The sequence below is a fragment of the Streptomyces violaceoruber genome (assembly GCF_033406955.1).
Lineage (GTDB): Bacteria > Actinomycetota > Actinomycetes > Streptomycetales > Streptomycetaceae > Streptomyces > Streptomyces violaceoruber.
Genome location: NZ_CP137734.1, coordinates 3,200,469 through 3,223,544, shown reverse-complemented (window position 1 = coordinate 3,223,544; position 23,076 = coordinate 3,200,469). Strand labels below are relative to the sequence as shown.

24 protein-coding genes are annotated in these 23,076 nt (G+C 72.8%); 10 read left to right on the top strand and 14 right to left on the bottom strand.

What is annotated here, in order from left to right; all coding sequences use genetic code 11:
• Nucleotide 1: 1 nt before the first annotated feature.
• Entirely contained in the window at nt 2-1,279 is a 1,278-nt protein-coding gene (locus R2E43_RS14080; RefSeq protein ID WP_332057117.1) for a thymidine phosphorylase, read from the top strand.
• A gap of 57 nt (nt 1,280-1,336) precedes the next feature.
• On the opposite strand, the gene R2E43_RS14075 is transcribed toward R2E43_RS14080, so the two are convergent.
• Complete coding sequence (locus R2E43_RS14075; protein WP_003974081.1) at nt 1,337-1,723, bottom strand: hypothetical protein; 387 nt, start codon at nt 1,721-1,723, stop codon at nt 1,337-1,339.
• Nucleotides 1,724-1,879: 156 nt separating this feature from the next.
• Between R2E43_RS14075 and R2E43_RS14070 the strand changes: the two genes are divergently transcribed.
• Nucleotides 1,880-2,902, top strand: coding sequence for a winged helix-turn-helix domain-containing protein (locus R2E43_RS14070; protein ID WP_332056245.1), 1,023 nt, complete (start codon nt 1,880-1,882; stop codon nt 2,900-2,902).
• Between the two features lie 48 nt (nt 2,903-2,950).
• On the opposite strand, the gene R2E43_RS14065 is transcribed toward R2E43_RS14070, so the two are convergent.
• Nucleotides 2,951-3,874 carry an AEC family transporter gene (locus R2E43_RS14065; protein WP_011029931.1) on the bottom strand — a complete coding sequence of 308 codons (924 nt, stop codon included), beginning with the start codon at nt 3,872-3,874 and terminating at the stop codon, nt 2,951-2,953.
• A 134-nt stretch (nt 3,875-4,008) separates the two neighbouring features.
• Between R2E43_RS14065 and R2E43_RS14060 the strand changes: the two genes are divergently transcribed.
• Nucleotides 4,009-4,395 carry an STAS domain-containing protein gene (locus R2E43_RS14060; protein WP_078653440.1) on the top strand — a complete coding sequence of 129 codons (387 nt, stop codon included), beginning with the start codon at nt 4,009-4,011 and terminating at the stop codon, nt 4,393-4,395.
• Here the strand turns inward: R2E43_RS14060 and R2E43_RS14055 are convergent.
• Together R2E43_RS14055 and R2E43_RS14050 are read right to left on the bottom strand one after the other, a co-directional pair.
• Nucleotides 4,288-5,292, bottom strand: coding sequence for a sigma-70 family RNA polymerase sigma factor (locus R2E43_RS14055; RefSeq protein ID WP_332056244.1), 1,005 nt, complete (start codon nt 5,290-5,292; stop codon nt 4,288-4,290). The genes R2E43_RS14060 and R2E43_RS14055 overlap by 108 nt on opposite strands.
• A gap of 107 nt (nt 5,293-5,399) precedes the next feature.
• Nucleotides 5,400-6,719 carry an MFS transporter gene (locus tag R2E43_RS14050; RefSeq protein ID WP_193486536.1) on the bottom strand — a complete coding sequence of 440 codons (1,320 nt, stop codon included), beginning with the start codon at nt 6,717-6,719 and terminating at the stop codon, nt 5,400-5,402.
• A 63-nt stretch (nt 6,720-6,782) separates the two neighbouring features.
• Between R2E43_RS14050 and R2E43_RS14045 the strand changes: the two genes are divergently transcribed.
• Nucleotides 6,783-7,736 (top strand): LysR family transcriptional regulator, encoded by a 954-nt coding sequence (locus R2E43_RS14045; RefSeq protein ID WP_003974076.1) that lies wholly within the window; start codon nt 6,783-6,785, stop codon nt 7,734-7,736.
• A gap of 94 nt (nt 7,737-7,830) precedes the next feature.
• On the opposite strand, the gene R2E43_RS14040 is transcribed toward R2E43_RS14045, so the two are convergent.
• On the bottom strand, nt 7,831-8,412 hold the full coding sequence (locus R2E43_RS14040; protein WP_326649987.1) for a TetR/AcrR family transcriptional regulator: 582 nt from the start codon (nt 8,410-8,412) through the stop codon (nt 7,831-7,833).
• Between the two features lie 109 nt (nt 8,413-8,521).
• Here R2E43_RS14040 and R2E43_RS14035 point away from each other — a divergent pair, with 109 nt between their 5' ends.
• The gene (locus R2E43_RS14035) at nt 8,522-9,400 is read left to right on the top strand and encodes an SCO6745 family protein (RefSeq protein ID WP_011029935.1); all 879 of its coding nucleotides are present in this window, start codon (nt 8,522-8,524) and stop codon (nt 9,398-9,400) included.
• Nucleotides 9,401-9,488: 88 nt separating this feature from the next.
• Here R2E43_RS14035 and R2E43_RS14030 read toward each other — a convergent pair whose 3' ends face one another.
• Nucleotides 9,489-10,250, bottom strand: coding sequence for an alpha/beta hydrolase (locus tag R2E43_RS14030; RefSeq protein ID WP_326649983.1), 762 nt, complete (start codon nt 10,248-10,250; stop codon nt 9,489-9,491).
• Between the two features lie 135 nt (nt 10,251-10,385).
• Here R2E43_RS14030 and R2E43_RS14025 point away from each other — a divergent pair, with 135 nt between their 5' ends.
• Nucleotides 10,386-11,576, top strand: coding sequence for an adenosine deaminase (locus tag R2E43_RS14025; RefSeq protein ID WP_332056243.1), 1,191 nt, complete (start codon nt 10,386-10,388; stop codon nt 11,574-11,576).
• A 140-nt stretch (nt 11,577-11,716) separates the two neighbouring features.
• On the top strand, nt 11,717-12,085 hold the full coding sequence (locus R2E43_RS14020) for an ATP-binding protein (protein WP_093456860.1): 369 nt from the start codon (nt 11,717-11,719) through the stop codon (nt 12,083-12,085).
• Between the two features lie 87 nt (nt 12,086-12,172).
• Here the strand turns inward: R2E43_RS14020 and R2E43_RS14015 are convergent, their stop codons facing one another.
• The 5 genes from R2E43_RS14015 to afsQ1 all read right to left on the bottom strand — a co-directional run bounded on the left by R2E43_RS14015 (nt 12,173) and on the right by afsQ1 (nt 16,042).
• On the bottom strand, nt 12,173-12,376 hold the full coding sequence (locus R2E43_RS14015) for a PspC domain-containing protein (protein WP_003974070.1): 204 nt from the start codon (nt 12,374-12,376) through the stop codon (nt 12,173-12,175).
• A 95-nt stretch (nt 12,377-12,471) separates the two neighbouring features.
• Entirely contained in the window at nt 12,472-13,023 is a 552-nt protein-coding gene (locus R2E43_RS14010; RefSeq protein ID WP_003974069.1) for a VanZ family protein, read from the bottom strand.
• Between the two features lie 126 nt (nt 13,024-13,149).
• Nucleotides 13,150-13,761: a lipoprotein gene (locus R2E43_RS14005; RefSeq protein ID WP_003974068.1), complete on the bottom strand. Its 612-nt coding sequence runs from the start codon at nt 13,759-13,761 to the stop codon at nt 13,150-13,152.
• Nucleotides 13,761-15,368 (bottom strand): two-component system sensor histidine kinase AfsQ2, encoded by a 1,608-nt coding sequence (gene afsQ2 / locus R2E43_RS14000; RefSeq protein ID WP_003974067.1) that lies wholly within the window; start codon nt 15,366-15,368, stop codon nt 13,761-13,763. Before afsQ2 ends, R2E43_RS14005 begins: the two co-directional genes overlap by 1 nt.
• The gene (afsQ1, locus tag R2E43_RS13995; protein WP_003974066.1) at nt 15,365-16,042 is read right to left on the bottom strand and encodes a two-component system response regulator AfsQ1; all 678 of its coding nucleotides are present in this window, start codon (nt 16,040-16,042) and stop codon (nt 15,365-15,367) included. The genes afsQ2 and afsQ1 overlap by 4 nt, the downstream gene beginning before the upstream one ends.
• A gap of 208 nt (nt 16,043-16,250) precedes the next feature.
• On the opposite strand from afsQ1, the gene R2E43_RS13990 reads away from it, so the two are divergent.
• Nucleotides 16,251-16,982, top strand: a complete 732-nt coding sequence (locus tag R2E43_RS13990) for a SigE family RNA polymerase sigma factor (protein WP_016327117.1) — start codon at nt 16,251-16,253, stop codon at nt 16,980-16,982.
• Nucleotides 16,983-17,224: 242 nt separating this feature from the next.
• Here R2E43_RS13990 and R2E43_RS13985 read toward each other — a convergent pair whose 3' ends face one another.
• Nucleotides 17,225-17,827, bottom strand: coding sequence for an ATP-binding protein (locus R2E43_RS13985; protein ID WP_016327118.1), 603 nt, complete (start codon nt 17,825-17,827; stop codon nt 17,225-17,227).
• A gap of 192 nt (nt 17,828-18,019) precedes the next feature.
• On the opposite strand from R2E43_RS13985, the gene R2E43_RS13980 reads away from it, so the two are divergent.
• On the top strand, nt 18,020-18,424 hold the full coding sequence (locus R2E43_RS13980; protein WP_210984233.1) for a hypothetical protein: 405 nt from the start codon (nt 18,020-18,022) through the stop codon (nt 18,422-18,424).
• Between the two features lie 157 nt (nt 18,425-18,581).
• On the top strand, nt 18,582-20,636 hold the full coding sequence (locus R2E43_RS13975; RefSeq protein ID WP_030872177.1) for a bifunctional serine/threonine-protein kinase/glutamate ABC transporter substrate-binding protein: 2,055 nt from the start codon (nt 18,582-18,584) through the stop codon (nt 20,634-20,636).
• A gap of 100 nt (nt 20,637-20,736) precedes the next feature.
• On the opposite strand, the gene R2E43_RS13970 is transcribed toward R2E43_RS13975, so the two are convergent.
• Nucleotides 20,737-21,636 (bottom strand): aldehyde dehydrogenase family protein, encoded by a 900-nt coding sequence (locus tag R2E43_RS13970; RefSeq protein ID WP_030872180.1) that lies wholly within the window; start codon nt 21,634-21,636, stop codon nt 20,737-20,739.
• Nucleotides 21,629-23,071 (bottom strand): aldehyde dehydrogenase family protein, encoded by a 1,443-nt coding sequence (locus R2E43_RS13965; protein ID WP_093456863.1) that lies wholly within the window; start codon nt 23,069-23,071, stop codon nt 21,629-21,631. Before R2E43_RS13965 ends, R2E43_RS13970 begins: the two co-directional genes overlap by 8 nt.
• Nucleotides 23,072-23,076 lie beyond the last annotated feature (5 nt).

The window sequence follows — 23,076 nt, the reverse complement described above, 5'->3', positions numbered from 1 at the left end:
CATGGACGTCATCTCCGTCATCCGCACCAAGCGGGACCGCGGCGAGCTGACCGGTGAGCAGATCGACTGGGTCATCGACGCCTACACGCGCGGTGAGGTGGCCGACGAGCAGATGTCCTCGCTCGCGATGGCGATCCTGCTCAACGGCATGAACCGCGGCGAGATCGCCCGCTGGACCGCCGCGATGATCGCCTCGGGCGAGCGCATGGACTTCTCGTCCCTGTCCCGCCCGACCGCCGACAAGCACTCCACCGGCGGCGTCGGCGACAAGATCACCCTGCCCCTCGCACCCCTGGTGGCGGCGTGCGGCGCGGCCGTCCCGCAGCTCTCCGGCCGCGGCCTCGGCCACACCGGCGGCACGCTCGACAAGCTGGAGTCGATCCCGGGCTGGCGCGCCCTGCTCTCCAACGAGGAGATGCTGGACGTCCTGGACACCACCGGCGCGGTGATCTGCGCGGCGGGCGACGGTCTCGCGCCCGCCGACAAGAAGCTGTACGCGCTGCGCGACGTCACCGGCACGGTCGAGGCGATCCCGCTGATCGCCTCCTCCATCATGTCGAAGAAGATCGCCGAGGGCACCGGATCGCTGGTCCTGGACGTGAAGGTGGGCTCCGGCGCCTTCATGAAGACCATCGAGGACGCCCGCGAACTGGCGTCCACGATGGTCGGCCTCGGCACCGACCACGGCGTGAAGACGGTCGCGCTCCTCACCGACATGGCCACCCCCCTCGGCCTGACCGCGGGCAACGCCCTGGAGGTCCGCGAATCGGTCGAGGTCCTGGCCGGCGGCGGCCCCTCCGACGTCGTCGAGCTGACCCTCGCCCTGGCCCGCGAGATGCTCGACGCCGCGGGCCTGAAGGACGCCGACCCGGCGAAGGCGCTGGCCGACGGCTCCGCGATGGACGTCTGGCGCCGCATGATCGCGGCCCAGGGCGGCGACCCGGACGCGACCCTGCCCACCTCGAAGGAACAGCACGTGATCAAGGCGGGCGCCTCCGGCGTCCTGACCCGCCTCGACGCCTACGACATCGGCGTCGCCGCCTGGCGCCTCGGCGCGGGCCGCGCCCGCAAGGAGGACCCGGTGCAGGCCGCCGCGGGCGTCGAACTCCACGCCAAGCCCGGCGACACGGTCACCGCGGGCCAGCCCCTCCTCACCCTGCACACGGACACCCCGGACCGCTTCGAGTACGCGCTGGCGGCGGTGCAGGACGCGTACGACGTGGCCCCGGCGGTCACGGCCTTCACCGCCGCGCCGGTCGTGCGGGAACGTATCGCCTGATCCCTGGCGGCCAGGGCAACCGGGCCGTCGCGCGGCGGCGCGACGGCCCGACGTGCGTCAGTAGGCGACCTTGCCCCACGTGCTGCGGTCGAACTTCAGGTAGAACTTCTTGCCGTTGAGCACGTCCGTCACGGCCGTGTCCCACACGCCCTGCGAGAGCCACCGCTTGGCGTAGCACTTGTGCGGTTCGCCGGCGCCCTGGTAGAAGCACGCCTGCACGTACGCGCCGACGGTTGCCTTCACGTTGACGTCGGCGCAGCGGGCCGAGGTCGTCCGCCACTGCGGGTAGGCCGGCCACACCTTGTTCGTCGTGCTGAAGTCGACCGCGCCGCCGTAGCAGGTCTGCGCCGTGCCCGCCGAGGCGCTGGAGGCGCCGCCGACGAGCAGTCCGGCGGCCAGGGTGCCCGAGGCGAGCACGGTGGTGAGCTTCGTACGAGTGCGCATGGTTCTCCTTCGTCGAGTGGGTGTTCCGAGCTGTCTGCTGCGGGCCCGTCGCGGGCTCCGGCCGACCTGGTCCCAGCTTCCGGCCGCCGCGGGCGCGCTTCGACGTGATTCGGTCTGGTCCGAAGAACGGCATTCCAGAAGGATCGGCAGAGACCGTTGGGCGAGGGACTCGGGGGAACCGTGGTCTACCGCATCCACTTCACGCTGGAAGACCTGGCGCGCACCCGGGTGGCCGAGCCGCCCCCGCTGCTGGAGCTGAGCGCCGCGCTGCGCACGCTGCGCGAGCGCGGCCACCCCGTCCGCTTCGGAGCGTGGCGGCACGCCGTCCGTGACGCCCTGGACCCCCGCGCGCGCATGGTCCTCGAACTCGTTCCGCCCGGCGGCTGGGCACCCACATTCCTGACCTCGTCCGCCCACGGGAGCGCGCAGGAACTGCTGGAGCGGGTACGGGCCACCCCCCGAGCCGTTGTCCGCGCAGACCTGGCGCACGTGGCCGAGTGGCAGCCGCTGCCGCGGTGGGCGCACCGACTGCCCGACGACGCCGCCCTGCTGGGGCGGCTCTGCGACGCCCTGGAACACGTCCACGCGGTCCTGCTGGCCCCGTACTGGGCGCACGTCACCGCCGTGGCCGGGTCGGACCGGGGCCTTCGGACCCGGCAAGCCATCGGCGGCGGCATGGACCGGATGCTGGCCTCGCTGCACCCACGGCGCATCCGCTGGAACCCACCCGTCCTGGAGATCGCGATGCTGTCCGGACTCGACGGCGACCTGCATCTCGGCGGACGCGGACTCCTGCTCGTCCCGTCGGTTTTCGGCGCCGCCGCCCCGGCCGTCGACATCGATGCCGAGCCGCAACCCGTCCTGCGCTACCCCACGGGTACGGAGCAGTCGCCGGGTCCGCTGCCCGGCGCGGCCGCGCCGCCCGGCTCCGTCCCGGGCCGCGCACGCTCACCGCTCGCCTCACTCCTGGGCCGGACCCGCGCCGCCGTGCTGTCCGCGATCGCCGAGAACCCGGGCTGCTCCACCAAGGAGCTGGCCGCCCTGCTCGGAATCGCGCCGCCCAGCGCCAGCGAGCACGCGACCACCCTGCGCGAGGCACGGCTGATCGACACCGTCCGGGACCGGAACACCGTGCTGCACAGCCCGACGGCCCTCGGCATCACCCTGCTCGGCCATTAGCCGGGACCCTACCGGGCCGGCGCCGGGACGCGGGGCGCCTGACCGGGGTCACCCCAACACCGCCGCCACCCCCACCAGCACCGGCACGGACACCACCGTCGAGACCAGGATCGCGTCGCGGGCCAGGCGCTCGCCGACGCCGTAGGTCGACGCGTACGTGTACAGGTTCTGCGCGGCAGGCAGCGCCGACGTCACCACCACGTCGAGCAGTTGGGGGCCCCGCAGACCGAAGACCCCCGACGCCAGCGCCCAGGCCACCGCCGGCTGGCCCACCGCCTTCAGCGCGACCGCGAGCAGCACCGGCCGCCGTTCCACGCCCCGCAGCGGCATCGTGGAGCCGCACAGGCCGATGCCGAAGGCCAGCAGCACCGCCGGGACCGACATGTTGCCGATCAGGGTGATCGGGTCCATGACCGGGTCGGGCACCTCGAAGCCGCTCGCCGCGACCGCGACCCCGGCGAGCGAGCCCAGCGCGATCGGATTGCGCAGCGGCGTCAGCAGCCGCCGCCACAGCGGGCCCTCGGCACCCCCGCCCGACGACAGGTCCAGGATCGTCACCGCCACCGGCGTCACCAGCACCAGCTGGAACAGCAGCACCGGCGCCACCAGCGAGGCGTCGCCCAGCACGTACACGGCGATCGGGATGCCCAGGTTGCCGGAGTTGACGTAGCCGGAGCACAGCGCGCCGATCGTCGTACGGCCCACACCCCAGCCGCGTACGACGCCCACCGCGACGAACGCCCCGGCCACCGCCAGCGTCGACAGGGCCGTCACCAGCAGCCGGGCGGAGAAGACCACCGACAGGTCGGCCGTCGCCAGGGTCGTGAACAACAGAGCCGGCGACGCCACGTGGAAGGCCAGCTTGGTCAGCACCTCGCGGCCCTGGGGGCCGAGGTGGCCGCGCAGGCCGAGCACATAGCCCACCCCGATCACCACCGCGATGACCGCGAAGCCGGTCAGCACTCCCTGCACGGCACCCCCTCGCGGACACAGAGGCGGGTGCCGGGCGGCGCGGCGGGGACGGGACAGGGTATGTGGGGCATACAGCGAACCCTCCGTGGGAGGGCACGCGCAGGTCAATGTGATCCCCGACGGCCTCGGCACCGATGATTTCCCGGCCCGGGCCGGGTCTACCGCACGTGGACGCCGTGACACCCGCCGTACTCGTGCTGCCGGGGCCCGTCTCCCGTGGGGAGACGCCCCGGTTCTGCGACGAGGTGCGCGCGCTGCTGGAAAGCACCCGGGCCGGGGTGGTCGTCTGCGACGTCGGCGGCCTCGGGCCGCCGGGGCTCGCCGTGGTCGACCTGCTGGCGCGGCTGGAGCTCACCGCCCGGCGGGCCGGGGGCCGGATCCGGCTGCGCGACCCCGATCCGGCCCTGCACGCCCTACTGGACCTCGTCGGCCTCCGCTTCGAGACGGAGCGGCAGGTCGAACAGCGGGAACCACCGCTTGGTGTCGAGGAAGCAGTGGAACCCGGTGATGCGGCCGTCTGAGATCTCCAGCACCTGGACCGCCCACGGCGCGAACCCGCCCGCCTCCGGGTCCGGCTTGTAGTGCGCGAAGGCCGGCAGCCCGTTGGCCTCCACCCGCAGCAGCCGGGAGCCCGCGCACGCGGCGCCGAGCGTCGTCATGAAGCCGGTGATGTCCGCCGGGCCGGCCAGCCACAGGTCGAACGGCGGCATCGTCATGACCGCGTCCTCGTGCAACAGCGCCGTCAGCGCCGTCATGTCATAGCCCTCGAAGGCCGCGACATACCGCTCCAGGAGCTTCTGCTGCTCCTCGTCCAGCGGGTCGGAGACCGCCGCGTCGGCGCCCCGGTCCTCCCGCTCGGCGAGTGTCGCGCGGGCGCGCTGCAACGCGCTGTTGACGGAGGCGACCGACGTGCCGAGCAGCTCGGCGACCTCGCTCGCCCGCCACGCCAGCACCTCGCGCAGGATCAGCACCGCCCGCTGCTTGGGCGGCAGCTGCTGGAGGGCGGCCATGAAGGCGAGCCGCACGGACTCCTTGGCGACCGCGGCCTCGGCCGGGTCGGCGGTCTGCGGCAGCACGCGGGCGTCGGGCATCGGCTCCAGCCAGGTGTGGTCCGGGCGCGGGGACAGGGCGGCCTGGGCGAGCGGCGTCGCCTCCGTCAGGTCCATCGGACGCGCCCGCTTGTTGCCCGCGGTCAGCATGTCCAGGCAGACGTTGGTCGCGATCCGGTACAGCCACGAGCGCAGGCTGGAACGGCCCTCGAACTTGTCGTAGCTCCGCCAGGCGCGGACCAGCGTGTCCTGCACGGCGTCCTCGGCCTCGAAGGAGGAACCGAGCATCCGGTAGCAGTACCCCGTCAGCTCGGGCCGGTGCATCTCCAGCGCGGAGTCCAGCTCCGTCGTCACGGTGCCGTTGGTCATCGTCCACCCACCCCTGTGGCGTCCCGTCGTGCGCGTCTTCGCGCCTCGCACTTCGGAAGCTACCGCAGGGGACTGACAATGGCCTGTGCAGTCAAGAAAGGCCCAGGTCAGCGCGGCAGGCCCAGAGCCCTCACCGGTGCGCCCGCGGCCTGGCGGCGGGCCGCCAGCGACCCGGAGACCGTGATGACCACGACGCCCAGCACCGCGAGCACCCCCACCGCGACCGTGCCGGCCCAGCCGCCGGAGTGGAAGGCCACCGCGCCGACCGTGCTGCCCGCGCTGGAACCCACGTAGTAGGCGGACTGGTACAGCGCCGAGGCCTGGGCCCGGCCGTGCTGCGCGGTCTTGCCGACCGCCGAGGACGCCACCGCGTGCCCGGCGAAGAAGCCCGCCGTGATCAGCACCAGGCCGAGCAGGACCAGCGGCAGGGACGGCGCCAGGGACAGCAGCAGGCCCGCCGCCGTCGTCCCCGCGCCCAGGTAGAGCGCGCCGCGGCGGCCCAGGCGGCCCACCAGCCGGCCCGCCGTCGAGGCCGAGACCGTGCCGACCAGGTAGACCAGGAAGATCGAGCCGATCAGACCCTGCGGGAGCGAGAAGGGTGCCTCGGTCAGGCGGTAGCCGATCACCGTGTAGACACCGCCGAACACCGTCATGAACAGCGCGCCGATCGCGTACAGGCGGCGCAGCAGCGGGTTGGCGAGGTGGTCGCGCACGGTGCCGACCAGGACGCGCGGACGCAGCGAGCCCGGGGTGAAGTGCTGCGGCGCCGGCAGCAGCAGCCGGAAGGCCACCGCGCACGCCACCGCGACCAGGCCGATCACCCCGACGGCGACCCGCCAGCCCCACTCCTGGGCGACCCAGCCGGTGATGACCCGGCCGCTCATCCCGCCCACGCTGTTGCCCGCCACGAACAGGCCGATCGCGGTGACCAGCGCCCGCGGCCGCACCTCCTCCGCGAGGTACGCCGTCGCCGAGGCCGGGAGTCCGGCCAGCGCCGCGCCCTGCACCGCCCGCAGTGCGACCAGCGCCGGCAGCGACGGGGCGAAGGGCACCAGCAGCCCGACACTCACCGCGACCGCCAGCGAGGCCGTCATGACCGTACGGCGGCCGAACCGCTCCGACAGCGCGCTCATCGGCAGCACGAACAGCGCGAGGCCACCGGTCGCGGCGGCCACCGTCCAGCTCGCGTCGCTCGCCGTGACGCCCAGGTCGCCGGAGATCAGCGGCAGCAGGGCCTGGGTGGAGTAGAGAAGCGCGAAGGTCGCGACGCCCGCCAGGAACAGCGCGAAACTCATCCGGCGGTAGCCGGGGCCGCGCGGAGCCATGCGCGGGTCGGACGGCTCGGAGGAGCCGGAGGAGCCGGAGGAATCGGAGGCGGCGGATGCGGCGTCCACGACCGTGGACGCCCCGGTATCGGCGGGAGTCATGCCACGAAGGTACGAAGCCCCTTACTCATCCGTCCAATGCATGGAATGGCCATAATCGTTCCTATGGTGCATCAGCAAAGCTCACGGCCCCGCCTGTCACCGTCCGGTGACACAGAAGACATCGTCGCGCTGCTCGCGCCCCGCCTCGCGCACTTCGCCGGCGTGGCCCGCACCGAGCACGTCACCCGGGCCGCCCAGGAGATGAACGTCCCCCAGTCGACCCTCTCCCGCGCCCTCGTCCGCCTGGAGGAGGACCTCGGCGTCGACCTGTTCGTCCGGCGCGGCCGCACCCTCGCGCTGACCGTCGCCGGGCGGACCTTCCTCGGCTCCGTCGAACGCGCCCTCGCCGAGGTCGAGCGGGCCGCCGACGAGGTCCGCGCCGACGCCGACCCGGCCACCGGCAAGGTCGCCTTCGGCTTCCTGCACACCATGGGCGCCGAGACCGTACCCGGCCTGCTGCACGCCTTCCGCGCCGACCACCCCCGGGTCCGCTTCAGCCTCGTGCAGAACTACGGCGAGGCCATGCTGGAGCGGCTGCGCGCGGGGGAGCTGGACCTGTGCCTCACCTCGCCGGTCCCCGACGCCCCCGACCTGGTCGCCCGCCGCCTCGACGAACAGAAACTGCGCCTGGTCGTCCCGGCCGACCACTCCCTGGCCGGGCGCCGGCGCATCCGCCTCGCCGAGGCGGCCGACGAGATCTTCGTGACCCTGGAGCCCGGCTACGGCCTGCGGCGCATCACCGACGCGTTGTGCAAGGAGGCCGGTTTCCGGCCCAGGGTGGCCTTCGAGGGGGAGGAGGCGGAGACGCTGCGGGGCCTGGTCGCGGCCGGTCTCGGCGTCGCCCTGCTGCCGCCGCCCGCCGTGCCCCGCCCCGGCGTGGTCGAACTGACGGTCACCGCCCCGCGCGCCGCCCGCGAGATCGGCGTGGCCTGGCTGGCGGGACGCACGGACACGCCACCGGTGGCGGCGTTCAAGAGGTTCCTGCTGTCACGCCGGGGCAGCCTGCTGCCGTCCTGATCCTCCGCGACCGGCGCGGCCGCCCGTACGTGGAGGCGAACCCCGGCATGGGCACCCGTCCGCACCCCGTCGCGGTCGCCGGGAGGGCGCTCGGTCACGGAAGCCGCACGACGAGGCGGTCGGCGACGAGCGCGCGAAAGGCTTCGGCGGGGTCGTCGTCCAGCGGCGGGAGGCTTCCGCCGAGCTGCAGGGTGGCGAAACCGTGGGCCAGCGACCAAGCGGTCAGTCCGGCCCGCCGGGCATCGAGACCGGCCCTCATGTCGGGGAGGTCCTCGACACCCGACGCCAGCGCCCGGGAGGCGCGCTCCCTGGCCGCGATCAGCTCCGGGTCGCCGACGTGGAGCAGTTGGGGCCGGAACATCACGTCGAAGTGGGCCGGATGGTCCAGCGCGAACTCCACGTACCGCACGCCCATTTCGCGCAGCCGGTGCGTGGTGCCGGCCGGCACCGCGGTCAGGGCGGCGGCCAGCAGTTCGAAACCCTCCGTGGCGATCGCGGTCAGCAGCCCGGCCTTGTCCTTGAAGTGGTGGGCGGGGGCGGCGTGGGAGACCTCGGCGCGGCGGGCGAGGTCGCGGAGGCTGATCGCGGCGACGCCGTCGCTCCGGATGACCTCCAGCGCGGCGGAGAGGACGGATCGGCGCAGATCTCCGTGGTGGTAAGCGCGTGTCGCGGCCATGGCCCCAGGCTATCCCATATCTAGTCATTGACAAGACGGTGGCGGCGTCGCAATCTGGTCGGTGTCAAGTTCCGGTGGGGCGCGCGGCAGTGACAGCGGAGGAAGCGACATGAAGCACAGCCTGAGCACGGTCCGGCAGATGTGGCAGTTGCTGGAGCCGGTGCATGCCACGCTCTACTACGCGCCAGAGGCCTTCGAGGAGGCCGCGGCCCTCGGCTACGCCACTGACGAGCGCTGGCCGAGCTACTTCGCCTACCGCGCCGCGCCGCTCGGTCCGGTCGGCCCGCGGCTGGTGAACGCGCTCTTCTACAGCCTCAGCCCGCAGATGGTCGAGCGCTGCACCGCACCGGCCTGGCGGACCGCCGCGCCCGAACGGGTCCTGAAGGCCCGGGAAGTGGCGGTGAACCGCGCACTGCGGAAGCTCCTCGGTGAGCGGATCGGCTCGCCGGAGCTGCGCGAGGCCGCGGACCTGGCCCGCCGCGCCGCCGAGGCCGCGGACACCGCGGGCCGCCCCCTGGCCGCCGCCAACGCCGCGCTGCCCTGGCCCGACGAGCCGCACCTGGTGCTCTGGCAGGCGGCCACCGTCCTGCGCGAGCACCGCGGCGACGGCCATGTCGCCGCCCTCCAGGCCCACGGCATCGGCCCCGTCGAGTCCCTGGTGTCGCACGCCGCCGTCGGAGCCGCGCCCGAGGAGGTGTTCCGCAGCAGGCAGTGGACCGACGGGGAATGGGCCGCCGCCCGCGAACGCCTCGCCGCCCGCGGCCTGCTGAGGCCCGACGGCGGGGCCACCGACGAAGGGCTCCGGGTGCGTACGGAAGTCGAGAAGCTCACCGATGAGCTCGCAGCCGCCCCCTGGGAAGCCCTCACACCCGGCGAAACGGCCCGGCTCGCCGAACTGCTCGTGCCGCCGGTGCTCGACATCGTCGGCGCCGGCCTCCTCCCCTCGCAGAGCACCCTCGGCATCGGTCTGAAGTACGACTACCAGTGAGTGGCGGCGCACGCGACGGGAACCGCGCGCTTCGGCCGTGACGGCCCGCACCCCCGCCGCGCGGTCCACCCGCCGCAGGAGTCGCGTGCTACCGCCGCAACGACTTCCCGAACCCCGCCGCCAACGGCATCCGCAGCCCCAGCGGCGGGGGAGCGGCCAGGGCGTCCTCCACCGGGCGGGAGAAGGACTGCCCGAACAGCACGCCCATCACGAAGTCCTCGGCCAGCGCGGCGACCTCGTCCCGGTACTGGCGCAGCCCGTGGCCGTCGGAGTGCACCTCGAACCGGCACACGCCGCGGTTCGCCTTCTTCGCCCGGGAGGCGAGCCGGAAGGACAACTCCGGGTCGCTGCGCCCGTCGTTCGTGCCGTGCACGATCAGCACCTGCCGCCCGGCGAGCTGCTTCACCGGTTCGGGTGGCGCGGCCACGTCGTCCTCCGGCAGCCAGGGGGCGATCGCCAGGACCGAGTTGACGGCCTCGTTCCCCGCCGCGCGCAACGCCGCCCGGCCGCCCATGCCGGTGCCGACCAGACAGACCGGTACGTCGCCGTAGCGCCGTACGGCCTCGTCGGCGGCCCACTCGGCGTCCCGGGCCAGGTGCGCCTCGGCGCCGTTCCAGCCGCGGTAGCGGTAGTGCACGACGTGCGTGGCCAGCCCCTCCTCCCGGCCCGCGCGTGCCAGCCTGCGCCCCAACGCGCGTACGGACGCGGCCGCGAGCAGCGCGGAGGGCCTGCGGTCGGACACCTCGTCGCCCTCGGGGAGCAGCAGCACCACCCCGCTCACCGCCGTCCCCTCCGGACCGAGCGTCCGCCCCAGCCGGGCCCGACGGACCGGCGTCGCTTGCTGTGCCATGGCAGAAGATTCTCAGAAGACCGGGTGTACGGAACCCGTCCGCGCGGTCACCGTTACATATCGGGGAGTCCGTACACCGCACCCGGTCCCCGCATTCGCCCGGCGTTCTACGCGCGTAGGAGTTAGAGTGCGCAAATGACGAGCCGAAGCACCGAGAAGAGCGCCGCGGCGAACCCCGCGGCGGTCTCGAAGACACCGTCGCCGGACCGGATCCGCCGGGCACCGAAGGTATTGCTGCACGACCACCTCGACGGCGGTCTGCGGCCGGGCACGATCGTGGAACTCGCCCGCGAGACGGGCTACGGGGACCTTCCCGAAACCGACGCCGACCTGCTCGGCACCTGGTTTCGGCAGGCCGCCGACTCCGGGTCCCTGGAGCGGTACCTGGAGACCTTCTCCCACACCGTCGGCGTCATGCAGACCCGCGACGCCCTGGTCCGGGTCGCCGCCGAGTGCGCCGAGGACCTCGCCGAGGACGGCGTCGTCTACGCCGAGGTGCGGTACGCGCCCGAGCAGCACCTGGAGAAGGGGCTGACCCTCGAAGAGGTCGTCGAGGCCGTCAACGAGGGCTTCCGGGAGGGCGAGCGGCGCGCCCGGGAGAACGGCCGCCGCATCCGGGTCGGCGCCCTGCTCACCGCCATGCGGCACGCGGCCCGCTCCCTGGAGATCGCCGAGCTGGCCAACCGCTACCGCGACCTCGGCGTGGTCGGCTTCGACATCGCGGGCGCCGAGGCCGGCTACCCGCCCACCCGGCACCTGGACGCCTTCGAGTACCTGAAGCGGGAGAACAACCACTTCACCATCCACGCGGGTGAGGCCTTCGGGCTGCCGTCCATCTGGCAGGCGCTGCAATGGTGCGGCGCCGACCGGCTCGGGCACGGGGTGCGCATCATCGACGACATCCAGGTCCACGAGGACGGCTCGGTCAAGCTCGGGCGGCTCGCCTCCTACGTCCGCGACAAGCGGATCCCGCTGGAGCTGTGCCCCAGCTCCAACCTCCAGACCGGCGCCGCCGACTCCTACGCCGAGCACCCCATCGGGCTGCTGCGCCGGCTGCACTTCCGGGCCACCGTCAACACCGACAACCGGCTGATGTCCCACACCAGCATGAGCCGGGAATTCGAGCACCTGGTCGAGGCGTTCGGCTACACGCTCGACGACATGCAGTGGTTCTCCGTCAATGCGATGAAATCAGCGTTCATTCCTTTCGATGAACGACTGGCCATGATCAATGACGTCATCAAGCCCGGATATGCCGAGCTGAAATCCGAATGGCTGTTCCAGCAGACGGCTTCGACCAGCGGTTCTTCGGAATCCGACGGCTGAACGCGGGACGACGGTAATACGGAAACGCGGACGGACATTCACCATCCGTCCGCATTTCGATGTTTGCCGCCGGGGGTGGGGCGTGTTTACGGTCAAGGACCGCTCACATCCCCGTCACCCCATTACGAGGACGCATCTTCATGAAGCAGTCTGCTGCCAAGACCCTCGGTGTCGCCGCCCTCGGCGCCGCCTTCGCCGCCGCCGGCGCGGGCGCGGCCACCGCGGCCCCCGAGCTCCCGGACACCGCGCAGACGGTGGACTCCGTCGCCCGCACCCTCCCCGCGGAGACCGTCTCCCAGGTGGCGCCCGGCGCGGGCAACGTGCTGGAGCAGGGCCGCAGGATCTCCCACACCGGTCTGACCGTCGCGCAGCCGGTGGTCGAGCAGGTGGTCGCCGAGCAGCTCGCCGAGGGCCCGACCGAGCCGGTCGCCAAGCTGCTCGGCGGTGTGCCGCTGAAGGGGCTGCCCACCCAGGGCCTGCCGGTCAACGGCCTCCCGCTGGGCGGCTGAGCACCACCGCCTCCCCCGTACGCGCCGAAGGGGCGCACCCGGTCGCCGGGTGCGCCCCATCGGTGTACCAGAGGGGTGGTACGTCTTTCACCAGGCCGTACGGGCGGCCTTCTCCTCGGACGGGAGCAGGATCCACAGGGCCAGGTAGAGCAGGAACTGCGGGCCGGGCAGCAGGCAGGAGACCAGGAAGATCACCCGCATCGTGCCGGCGGAGGTGCCGAAGCGCCGGGCCAGCGCGGCGCACACTCCGCCGATCATGCGGCCGTGGGTGGGGCGGGCGAGGCTGGACATCGCGGCTCCTTCGTGAGCGTGTGGGTGGGGCTGCCCTCCGGCTTCCCCTTCATCTGCCCTCCACGCTACGGAGACGAACCGCACAAAGCGTCGCTCTACGGGGCGATACCGACCCTGGGAATCGTCGGGGTCCGACCCTGAGCGGGCTCCTCCTGGAGGAGGCCCTCCCGCCCGCCCTGCCGGTACCAGCGGCGGAGCCGGGACCGGCCCGCCGGGACGACGGCCAGGTGTGCGAGGGCCACGCCCACCGTGTTCAGCAGCACCGAGTCGATGTCGACGACCTGGCCGGGCACCCCGGTCTGCAGCAGCTCGATGCCCACCGACAGCAGGGCGGCCGCGGCCGTGGTGCGCAGCAGGGACGCCAGCGGCGAGACGTGCAGCCGCCCGCCGGCCACCGGCAGCAGGACGCCGAGCGGTGCCAGCAGGACCAGCGAGCCGCCGATCGAACGGGCCGCCGCGCGCCCGCCCAGCGCCAGGTCGGCGCGGATTCCGGCGAACGGCTCCAGGTTGGGCGGCAGTACCCAGGGGACGTCCAGCGGCCGCAGCGCGTACCAGGCGACGAACGCGAGATGTGCGACCAGGAGAACACTTCCTGTCACACGGATGCGGAGCGCGGCGCTGCCGCCGAGGAACCCATGACGCTGCACGTCCCCCTAGACGCGCCCCCCGCCGTGTGCGGTTCCGGGCGCCTCCACGCAAGGGTGAGGCCTGCGCCACACGGCCCCCGCGGGGCCTTCGCGCGGCACCCGCCCCGTGCCGCGCGGTGCGGCCCGTCAGCCGCCCGTGACCTCGTCGGCGGGCGGTTCGTTGCTGCCCGGCCGGGCCCGGACCTCGTCCGTGCAGGAGTAGCGGCGGGCGGACCGGTCGGTGGGCCCGGCCAGGATCACCGAACCGTCGCCCTCGGCCGCGGCGGAGGCGGAGAAGGTGCACACCACCTGCGCGAGCGCGTACGAGGTCAGATCGTCGGGATCGGTACTCAGCCGCAGCGTGTCCTCGGGGTCGCCGGAACGCGGTCCCGTCACCACGATCCCGCCGCGCACGTCCGACGTGTGACCGGCCTCCTTCTCCGCGGCCGACGGCTGCGCCGCCAGCTCGTCCAGCAGCCCCTGGGCCACCAGCACGCGCCGCCCCGAGTCCGAGGCGCCGTCCGGCACCCGCACCGTGCGGTCCACGGCCACCAGCGACGAGCCGCACAGCAGGAACACCTGCGCCGGCAGCCCGGGCGTGGCCCGCGCCGACACGTCCGGCTCGGCGAGCGAGCAGCGCACCCGCGACGGCGCGGGACCGTAGTCGGTGGGCACCTCGGTGGCGCGGATGCCGCACCCGGTCAGCAGCACGGCCACTGTCGCGAGCCCGCAGAGGGCCGGCAGACGGCGTACGGTCATCAGACCTGTCCCTTCGCGTCCTTGCCCCGGTCCTCGGTCTCCTCGTCGGGCCCGCCGTCCTCGTCGGCGGGCGGCGACGGGTCCTGCGGCAGCCGCAGGGTGAACACCGCACCGCCCTCCGGGGCGTTCTCCGCGGTGATCTCACCGCCGTGGATGTGCGCGTTCTCCAGGGCGATGGACAGACCGAGCCCGCTGCCCTCGGAGCGCGGCCGGGAGGCGCTCGCCTTGTAGAAGCGGTCGAAGACGTGCGGCAGGACGTCCTCGGGGATGCCGGGACCGTTGTCCCGCACCCGGATGACGATCTCGTGGTCCGCCCGCGCCACGGACACCCTGACCGGCGACCCGCCGTGCTTGAGCGCGTTGCCGATCAGGTTGGCGAGGATGACGTCCAGCCGGCGCGGGTCGAGGCGGGCGTGGACGCCGCGCTCGGCGTCCAGGTCGACGGCGTCCAGCCAGGCCCGGGCGTCGATGCAGGCGGTGATCTGGTCGGCGACGTCGACGTCGTCCAGGACCAGCCGCGCGGTGCCCGCGTCGAAGCGGGTGACCTCCATCAGGTTCTCCACCAGGTCGTTCAGCCGTCGCGTCTCGCTCACCACCAGCCGCACCGCGGGCTCGACCATCGGGTCGAAACTCCCGCCCTCCCCCTCGCCCTCGCCCGCGTACTCCAGCTCCTCCTCCAGCACTTCCGTCACCGCGGTGAGCGCCGTCAGCGGCGTACGCAGCTCGTGGCTCATGTCCGCGACGAAGCGCCGCGAGGCCTGCTCCCGCCCCGCCATGTCCGCGACCCGCTTCTCCAGGTTCTCGGCGGCGCTGTTGAACGTCCGCGACAGGTCGGCCAGTTCGTCGGTGCCGGACACCCGCAGCCGGGTGTCCAGCTTCCCCTCGCCCAGCCGCCGCGCCGCGACCCCGAGCCGGTGCACGGGCTTCAGCACGGTCGTCGCCAGGGCCTGCGCGAGCAGCGCGGAGCCGAGCAGGGCGAGCGCGGTGGCGATCCCCAGCGACCAGGCGAGCGAGTTCAGGTCCTTGGCCTCCGGTTCCAGCGACTTGAGCATGTAGCCGGTCGGCCCGCCGCCGATCACCTTCGTGCCGGCCACCAGGTACGGGGTGCCGTCGTCGGTGATCCGCTGCCAGTACAGGTGGTACGGGTGCTTGTTGGCCGAGGTGAGCTTCTGCTCCTTGTTCACGGCCGTGCGCAGCGACTCGGGCACGTCGGACAGCGCGACGCCGCCCAGGCCGCCGGAACTGCCGTACACGGCGGTGCCGTCGGCGTTCTCGGCGACCAGCAGCACCGAGAACCGCTGGCTGCTGTTGGCCATCTGCCCCGCGGTGTGCTGCACCTCGTCCTGGGTGGGGTGCTCCGGCAGCGCGCCCGCCCGGTTCTGCATCTCCTGCTCGAAGTCCCGCAGCACGGCGTCCTGGGTACGGGTCAGCACCGCCTCCCGGTTCAGCCAGTACGCGATGCCGGACGCGGACACGGCGGCGGTCAGCGCGACCAGGCCGAAGACGAGGACCAGTCTGAGGCGCAGGCTGGTGAAGCGCAGCCCGGACCAGAATCCCTTGCGCGCCGCGGCCAGGCCGCGGGTACCCCCCTGGTGTTCCCGTGTCACTGAGGCGGATCCAGCCGGTAGCCGACACCGCGCACGGTACGGATCAGGGTCGGGGACGACGGCACGTCCTCGACCTTGGCGCGCAGCCGCTGCACGCACGCGTCCACCAGCCGGGAGTCGCCGAGGTAGTCGTGCTCCCACACCAGCCGCAGCAACTGCTGCCGGGACAGCGCCTGTCCCGGCCGCCGGCTCAGCTCCAGGAGCAGCCGCAGCTCGGTGGGCGTCAGCTGGAGGTCCTCGCCGTTCTTCGTCACGGTCATCGCCGAACGGTCGATGACCAGACTGCCGAAGCTCGCCGAGTCGGTGGACTCCCGCTCCCCGCGCCGCAGCACGGCCCGGATCCGGGCGTCGAGCACCCGGCCCTGGACGGGTTTGACGACGTAGTCGTCGGCGCCCGACTCGAGACCGACGACCACGTCGATGTCGTCGTTGCGCGCGGTCAGCAGAATGATCGGCAGCTGGTCGGTGCGCCGAATGCGACGGCACACCTCGAAACCGTCGATGCCGGGCAGCATCACGTCCAGCACGATCAGGTCCGGCCGCTGCTCGCGCAAGAGCTTCAGACCGTCCTCACCACTGGCAGCGGTGGCCACCCGGTGGCCCTGGCGGGTCAGGGAGAGCTCCAGGGCCGTACGGATGGCGTCGTCGTCCTCGATCAGCAACAGGGAAGGCACGCGCTCATTCTGGCCCATGAGGGGGCCGGTGTTCGACCTGCGGGTGCGGTTGGGCTCCCACGACGCCGCCAGACCCTGTGAAGGAAGGGTGGTGCAGCGGTGACGGACCCCTGTGACAGCTCTGTGACAGTCGGCGGACACGGCCATGAAGTCGCCGCGGCAGGCTTCTCGTCACAGGCAACCGGCAGTCCACGACGGGGGGCGCGAGATGAACACGCTGAAGGGCACCAACACCAGCGCAGTGGTCACGCGTCTGCACGACGTGCACGCACACCGGGGTTCCGAGAAGTCCGGTGCCGTGAGCGGGCGGGGGTGCGCTCGCGGCACCGGGCGTCAGCACACCGCGTACATGACGGTGGTTGACGCGAACACGGGGGAGACGGGGAACACGGGGGACCGGGGGGAGCACCGCTCCCTGTCGGAGGCGGAGTTCACCGCCTACGTCCAGGAGCGCCGCTCCTCCCTGTACGCGACCGCCTACCACCTCACCGGCGACCGCTTCGAGGCCGAGGACCTGCTGCAGAGCGCGCTGTTCTCGACCTACCGGGCGTGGGACCGGATCAGTGACAAGGCGGCGGTCGGCGGATACCTCCGCCGCACCATGACCAACCTGCACATCAGCGCCTGGCGGCGCCGCAAGCTCAACGAGTACCCGACCGAGGAACTGCCGGAGACGCCCGGCGACATGGACGCGATGCGCGGCACCGAGCTGCGCACCGTCCTGTGGCAGGCGCTCGCCCGGCTGCCCGAACTCCAGCGCACCATGCTGGTCCTGCGCTACTACGAGGGCCGCACGGACCCGGAGATCGCGGACATCCTCGACATCAGCGTCGGCACGGTGAAGTCCAGCATCTGGCGGTCGCTGCGCCGGCTGCGCGAGGACGAGGTCCTCAGCTTCGGCCGTGACCAGGAGGACGCCTTCGGCGAACTGGTCGCCTGAAGGCACGGGCCGGGGGGACCGGCCCGAGGGGGCGGGGCCCCGTGAAAAAAGTTTCGAGCCGGGGTGTATCAGGGGGAGGGACCCGGGCTCTTACTCACGGGGAAGCACCACGGGGGAACAACGGGGGACACGGGGGAACAACGGGGGACGGGGATCACGGGGGATCCACGGGGGTGGAAAGGGAGCGGGACTGGAGGGCCGGGGGGTCCGTCCAGTCCCGCTTCCGCATGCGGGGGCAGGCGTTACGCGGCCGTACGGCTGGTGGCGCACCGGCCCGCCGCCGCGGCCGCCAGCCGGCCCATCGCCTCGTCCCGGTCGCAGGCGTGGGCGCCCAGGGCGGTCTGCCGGGCGATGACCGACCGCTCCAGCCGCATCAGCCGCCAGCCCCTGCGCAGCAGGAACGGCACGGACTTGCGGCCCTCGCGCAGGTCCCGCAGGAACCGGCGGCGGAAGGTCGTCAGCGGGCCCCGGCTCAGGCACAGCGCGTCGGCCAGCACACCCAGCTCCCGGCAGCGGTCCACCAGTTCCGCGGCGAAGATGCCCTCCGCGAGGAACAGCGGCGTCCGTCCGATGTCGACGGTCTCCTCGCCGGTGCGGGCGCTCAGCGAGATGTCGTAGACGGGTACGCCGGTACGCCCCGTGCGGCACAGCTCCCCGATGGCGGCGACCGCCGCGTCCGCGTCCCACGACGCCGGGTGGTCCCAGTCGATGTCGGAACTGAGGGGCACCGTCGGCAGCGTCGGGTCGGTGCCCTCCTTGTAGAAGTCGTCGAGGCGCAGCACCGGGAGGCCGGAGTGCGCGGCGAGGAGGGACTTGCCGGAGCCGGAGGGGCCGCAGAGCAGCACGACTCGCGTCGGTATGGGCGGATGGGAGCTCACGGGAGACCAGTCTGAGGCATCCGACGGCCGGCGTACGACCCCGCGGGTGCACTTTGCCGCGTGCGTCACATCTCGGTCGCGCTGTGCGGTGACCTGATCACGGTGTGCGCTGTTGTCAGGGCAGTCCGTAGCAATCCACACCAAGAGGTGGCAGCAGCGATGGCCCGACACGCGTCCCCCCGCACCCCGCACGCACAGCGCGCCCTGGTCGCCCTCGCGACCGCCGGTGCCGCCCTGGCAGCAGGAGCGGCGACGGCTTCCGCGGACAGCGGCGAGACCCTCGCCGGTCTGGCGCACACCCGCCCCACGTCCCTGGGCAACATCGACCCGCAGGCGGGCCTGGCGGCCGTGACCGGCACCGTCGGCTACGTCACCGGGCCGGTCGCCGACCTCAAGCCCAACCCGCTGGCCGGCACGGGCGTCGACCCGCTGGACAACGGCGTCGGCACGAAGGTCGCCGACTTCCAGCCGCTGACCTCGACGGCCCTGACCGGCCCGGTCGCCCAGGCCCAGTCGCTGGGCAGCGTGCCGGTGGTGGGGCAGGTGACGGAGCTGCTGCGCTGACGCGTTCTGCGCACGCCGGGCCGCGATCCCTCCGAGCGGGGGTCGCGGCCCGTTTCCGTCGCGGTGGTCCGTCCTGTCCGTTCGCCGCGGGGGCTCTGCGGGGGGCCGTCTAATCTGTGGTGACTCACGTTTCGCGCAAGTGGTGCTAGGGGGCCGAGTGCACAACGACGACGGAATCAACGGGGCCGGCGGCGGAGCCGACGGGCATCCCGAGGATCGTCCCCCCGTCCCCCACACCGTGATCGAGGGCCGCTACGAGCTGCTGGAGCCCATCGGCAGCGGCGGCATGGGCGAGGTCTGGAAGGCCCACGACCGGCGGCTGCGCCGGTTCGTCGCCGTGAAGGGGCTCCTGGACCGCAGGGCCATGACCCCGGACACGCAGAAGGCGGCGATGCAGCGGGCCCGTCGCGAGGCGGAGGCGCTCGCCAAGATCGAGCACCAGAACGTGGTGACGGTCCACGACCAGATCGAGACCGCCGACCAGGTCTGGATCGTGATGAAGCTGCTGGAAGGGCGGTCGCTGGCCGACCTGTTGAGCCGCGACCGGGTCCTCGGCGTGCCCAGGGCCGCGGAGATCGGCCTCCAGATGGCGCAGGGGCTGCGGGCGGTCCACGAGGCGTCGGTCCTGCACCGCGACGTCAAGCCGGGCAACGTCCTGGTGCGGGACGGCGGCCAGGTGGTCCTGGTGGACTTCGGCATCGCCACCTTCGAGGGCGCGGACCGGGTGACCCGGCACGGCGGCATCATCGGCACACCCCCCTACCTGGCGCCCGAACTCTTCGCCCCCGCCGCCCCCGGCCCCACCTCCGCCTCCGACCTGTGGGCCCTGGGCGTCACCCTGTACGAGATGGTCGAGGGACGCCTGCCCTTCGGCGGCAACGAGGTCTGGGAGGTGCAGGCGAACATCCAGCAGTCGCCCGACCCCGTGCTCCGGTACGCCGGGCCGCTCGGCCCGGTCATCCAGGGGTTGCTGACGACGGACCCGGACAGGCGCCTGGACGCCGCCGGCGCGGAGGAGATGCTCCGGGACGTCCTCGCGGACCCCGGCGGGCCGACCCCCGCCCGGGCCGCCACACCCGCACACCCGCCCACGGCCCGGCCCACGCCGCCCGCCTCGGGGCCCACGCCGCCCGCCTCGGGGCCGGCGTCGCCCGCCTCGGGGCCCGTGCCGGCGGTGACCGCGGCGGTGCCCGCCGCGTCCTCCTCCGGGGCCGTTCCCTCCGCGGCCGTCCCCTCCGAGCCGTCGCCGGTGGCGTCGGGCGGCGGCCGCGGGCGGCTGGCGGGCTGGAAGGTGGCGGCGGCCGCGGCGTGTGTCGTCCTGCTGGCCGGTGGCGGCTGGCTCGTCTCGCAGGGCGACTCCGGGGGCAAGCAGGGCGACGCCTCCGGGCAGCAGGGAGGGGGAGCCGCCGGGGGCGACGCGGAGCAGGCGTGGGAGCAGTGGAAGAGCGCCAGGAAGAGGCTGACGATCGGGGCGAAGGAGGATCAGCCCGGACTGAGCTTCTACAACAAGGACACCGGCGTGTGGAGCGGGTTCGACGTCGACATCGCCTACGCCCTCGCCGGCAAACTGGGCTACGGCAAGGCGCAGGTGGACTTCTACGGGGTGACCACGGCCAACCGGGCGAGCAAGCTGAAGAACGGGGAGGTGGACCTCGTCGTCGCCTCGTACAGCATGACGCCCGAGCGCGAGAAGCGGGACGGCATCAGTTTCGTCGGCCCCTACTACAAGGCGGGCAGCAGCCTCCTCGTCCGCAAGAACTCCGCGAAGTACGACCTCGGCGAAGCCGTCGACGTGAAGCGGAACCGCGTCGAGGTGTGCACGGCGCGGGACTCCACGTACGCGGACAGGCTGGAGGAGGACGGGTACACCACGGGGAAGTGGCAGCCCGACACCTACAAGGAGTGCGTGGAAAGACTGCTGGACAAGCGGTCGAGTGTGTACGCGGTCGCCTCGGACGACGTGCTTCTCGCCGGGTACGCCCAGAACGATCCGGCGCATCTGAAGCTGCTGCCCAGCGGCGCGGGCACGGAGCCCTACGGGGTGGCGATGCGGAAGGACGACCCGCTCCTGAAGAGCAAGGTGTGCTCGGGGCTCAGGGAGATCCTGGCCGGGAAGGAGTGGGCGGAGATGTACATGAAGGACCTGTCCCCGCTGACGGGACGGAAGACCGCGCCCAGCCGGCCGGAACCGAGGCCCTGCTCGGCCGAGTGAAGACCGCGGCTCCTCCGGACGGGGAGGAGCCGCGGCCCGTCGGCGCCGGCGGCGACGTCGGACTCGGTGTGGCGTCGGCGTCGGGTGACCGTGGATTCGCTCAGTACGACGAGCCGGAGGCGCCCAGCGCGCCCGTCGGGTGCCAGACCGTCTTCGTCTCCAGGAACGCCGTCATGCGGTCCGTGCCCGGGGTCGCGGACCAGTCGGCGCCCGCGTCGTCCACAGGCTGTGGACGCAAAACGCGCTTGAGGTTGTCCGCCGCCGCGATCTCCAGCTCCTTGGCCAGCTCCTCGCCGGCGCCCGCGAGGTCGATCGCGTTGACGTCCTGGTGGGCGGCGAGCGGGGCGGCGATCTCCGCCGTGCGGCCGGAGAGGATGTTGACCACACCGCCGGGCAGGTCGGAGGTGGCCAGGACCTCGCCCAGGGAGAGGGCGGGGAGGGGGGACTTCTCCGAGGCCACCACCACCGCCGTGTTGCCCGTCGCGATGACCGGGGCGACGACGGACACCAGACCCAGGAAGGACGACTTCTGCGGGGCCAGGACGGCCACGACGCCGGTCGGCTCCGGGGAGGAGAGGTTGAAGAAGGGGCCCGCGACCGGGTTGCCGCCGCCGACCACCTGGGCGATCTTGTCGGTCCAGCCCGCGTACCAGACCCAGCGGTCGATCGCGGCGTCCACCTGGGCCGCCGCCTTCGACTTCGACAGGCCCTCCGCGTCGGCGACCTCCGCGACGTACTGGTCGCGGCGGCCCTCCAGCATCTCGGCGATCCGGTAGAGGATCTGCCCGCGGTTGTACGCCGTCGCGCCGGACCAGCCGCCGAACGCCTTGCGCGCGGCGACCACCGCGTCACGGGCGTCCTTGCGGGAGGAGAGGGGGGCGTTGGCCAGCCAGTTCTGCTTCGAGTCCGTCACCTCGTACACCCGGCCGCTCTCGGAACGCGGGAACTTCCCGCCGACGTACAGCTTGTAGGTCTTCAGCACGCTGAGTCGCTCAGACATCGAGGTACGCCTCCAGGCCGTGGCGGCCGCCCTCGCGGCCGAAGCCCGACTCCTTGTAGCCGCCGAACGGCGACGTCGGGTCGAACTTGTTGAACGTGTTGGACCAGATCACACCGGCACGGAGCTTGTTCGCGACCGCCAGGATGCGCGAGCCCTTCTCCGTCCAGATGCCCGCCGACAGGCCGTACGGCGTGTTGTTGGCCTTGGCGACCGCCTCGTCCGGCGTGCGGAAGGTGAGGACGGACAGGACCGGGCCGAAGATCTCGTCGCGGGCGACCGTGTGCGCCTGGGTGACGTTCGTGAAGAGCGTCGGGGCGAACCAGTAGCCGGCGGAGGGCAGTTCGCAGGCCGGGGACCAGCGCTCGGCGCCCTCCGCCTCGCCCTGGTCGGCGAGGGCGGTGATACGGGCCAGCTGCTCGGCGGAGTTGATCGCGCCGATGTCCGTGTTCTTGTCCAGCGGGTCGCCCAGGCGGAGGGTGGTGAGCCTGCGCTTCAGGGAGTCCAGCAGCTCGTCGTGGATCGACTCCTGGACCAGGAGGCGGCTGCCCGCGCAGCAGACCTGGCCCTGGTTGAAGAAGATGCCGTTGACGATGCCCTCGACGGCCTGGTCGATCGGGGCGTCGTCGAAGACGATGTTGGCGCCCTTGCCGCCCAGTTCGAGGGTGAGCTTCTTGCGGGTGCCCGCGACCGTGCGCGCGATCTGCTTGCCGACCGCCGTGGAGCCCGTGAAGGCGACCTTGTTCACGTCGGGGTGCGCGGTGAGTGCCGCCCCGGCGCGGCCGTCGCCGGTGATGATGTTGACGACGCCCTTGGGCAGCCCGGCCTGGCGGCAGATGTCCGCGAAGAACAGGGCGGAGAGGGGGGTCGTCTCGGCGGGCTTCAGGACCACCGTGTTGCCGGTGGCCAGGGCCGGGGCGATCTTCCACGCCAGCATCAGGAGCGGGAAGTTCCAGGGGATGACCTGGCCCGCCACGCCCAGGGGGCGGGGGTCGGCGCCGTAGCCGGCGTGGTCCAGCTTGTCGGCCCAGCCCGCGTAGTAGAAGAAGTGCGCGGCGACCAGGGGGAGGTCCGCGTCGCGGGTCTCCCTGATCGGCTTGCCGTTGTCGAGGGTTTCCAGGACGGCCAGTTCCCGGCTGCGTTCCTGGATGATGCGGGCGATGCGGAAGAGGTACTTCGCACGCTCCGCGCCGGGCAGCGCCGACCACTTCTCGAAGGCCTTGCGGGCGGCCTTCACGGCGCGGTCGACGTCCGCCTCGCCGGCCTCGGCGACCTCGGAGAGGACCTCCTCGGTGGCGGGGGAGACCGTCTTGAAGACCTTGCCGTCGGCCGCCTCGGTGAACTCGCCGTCGATGAACAGGCCGTAGGAGGGGGCGATGTCGACGACCGCGCGGGACTCGGGTGCCGGTGCGTAGTCGAATGCGGGTGCGGATGCCATGGGGA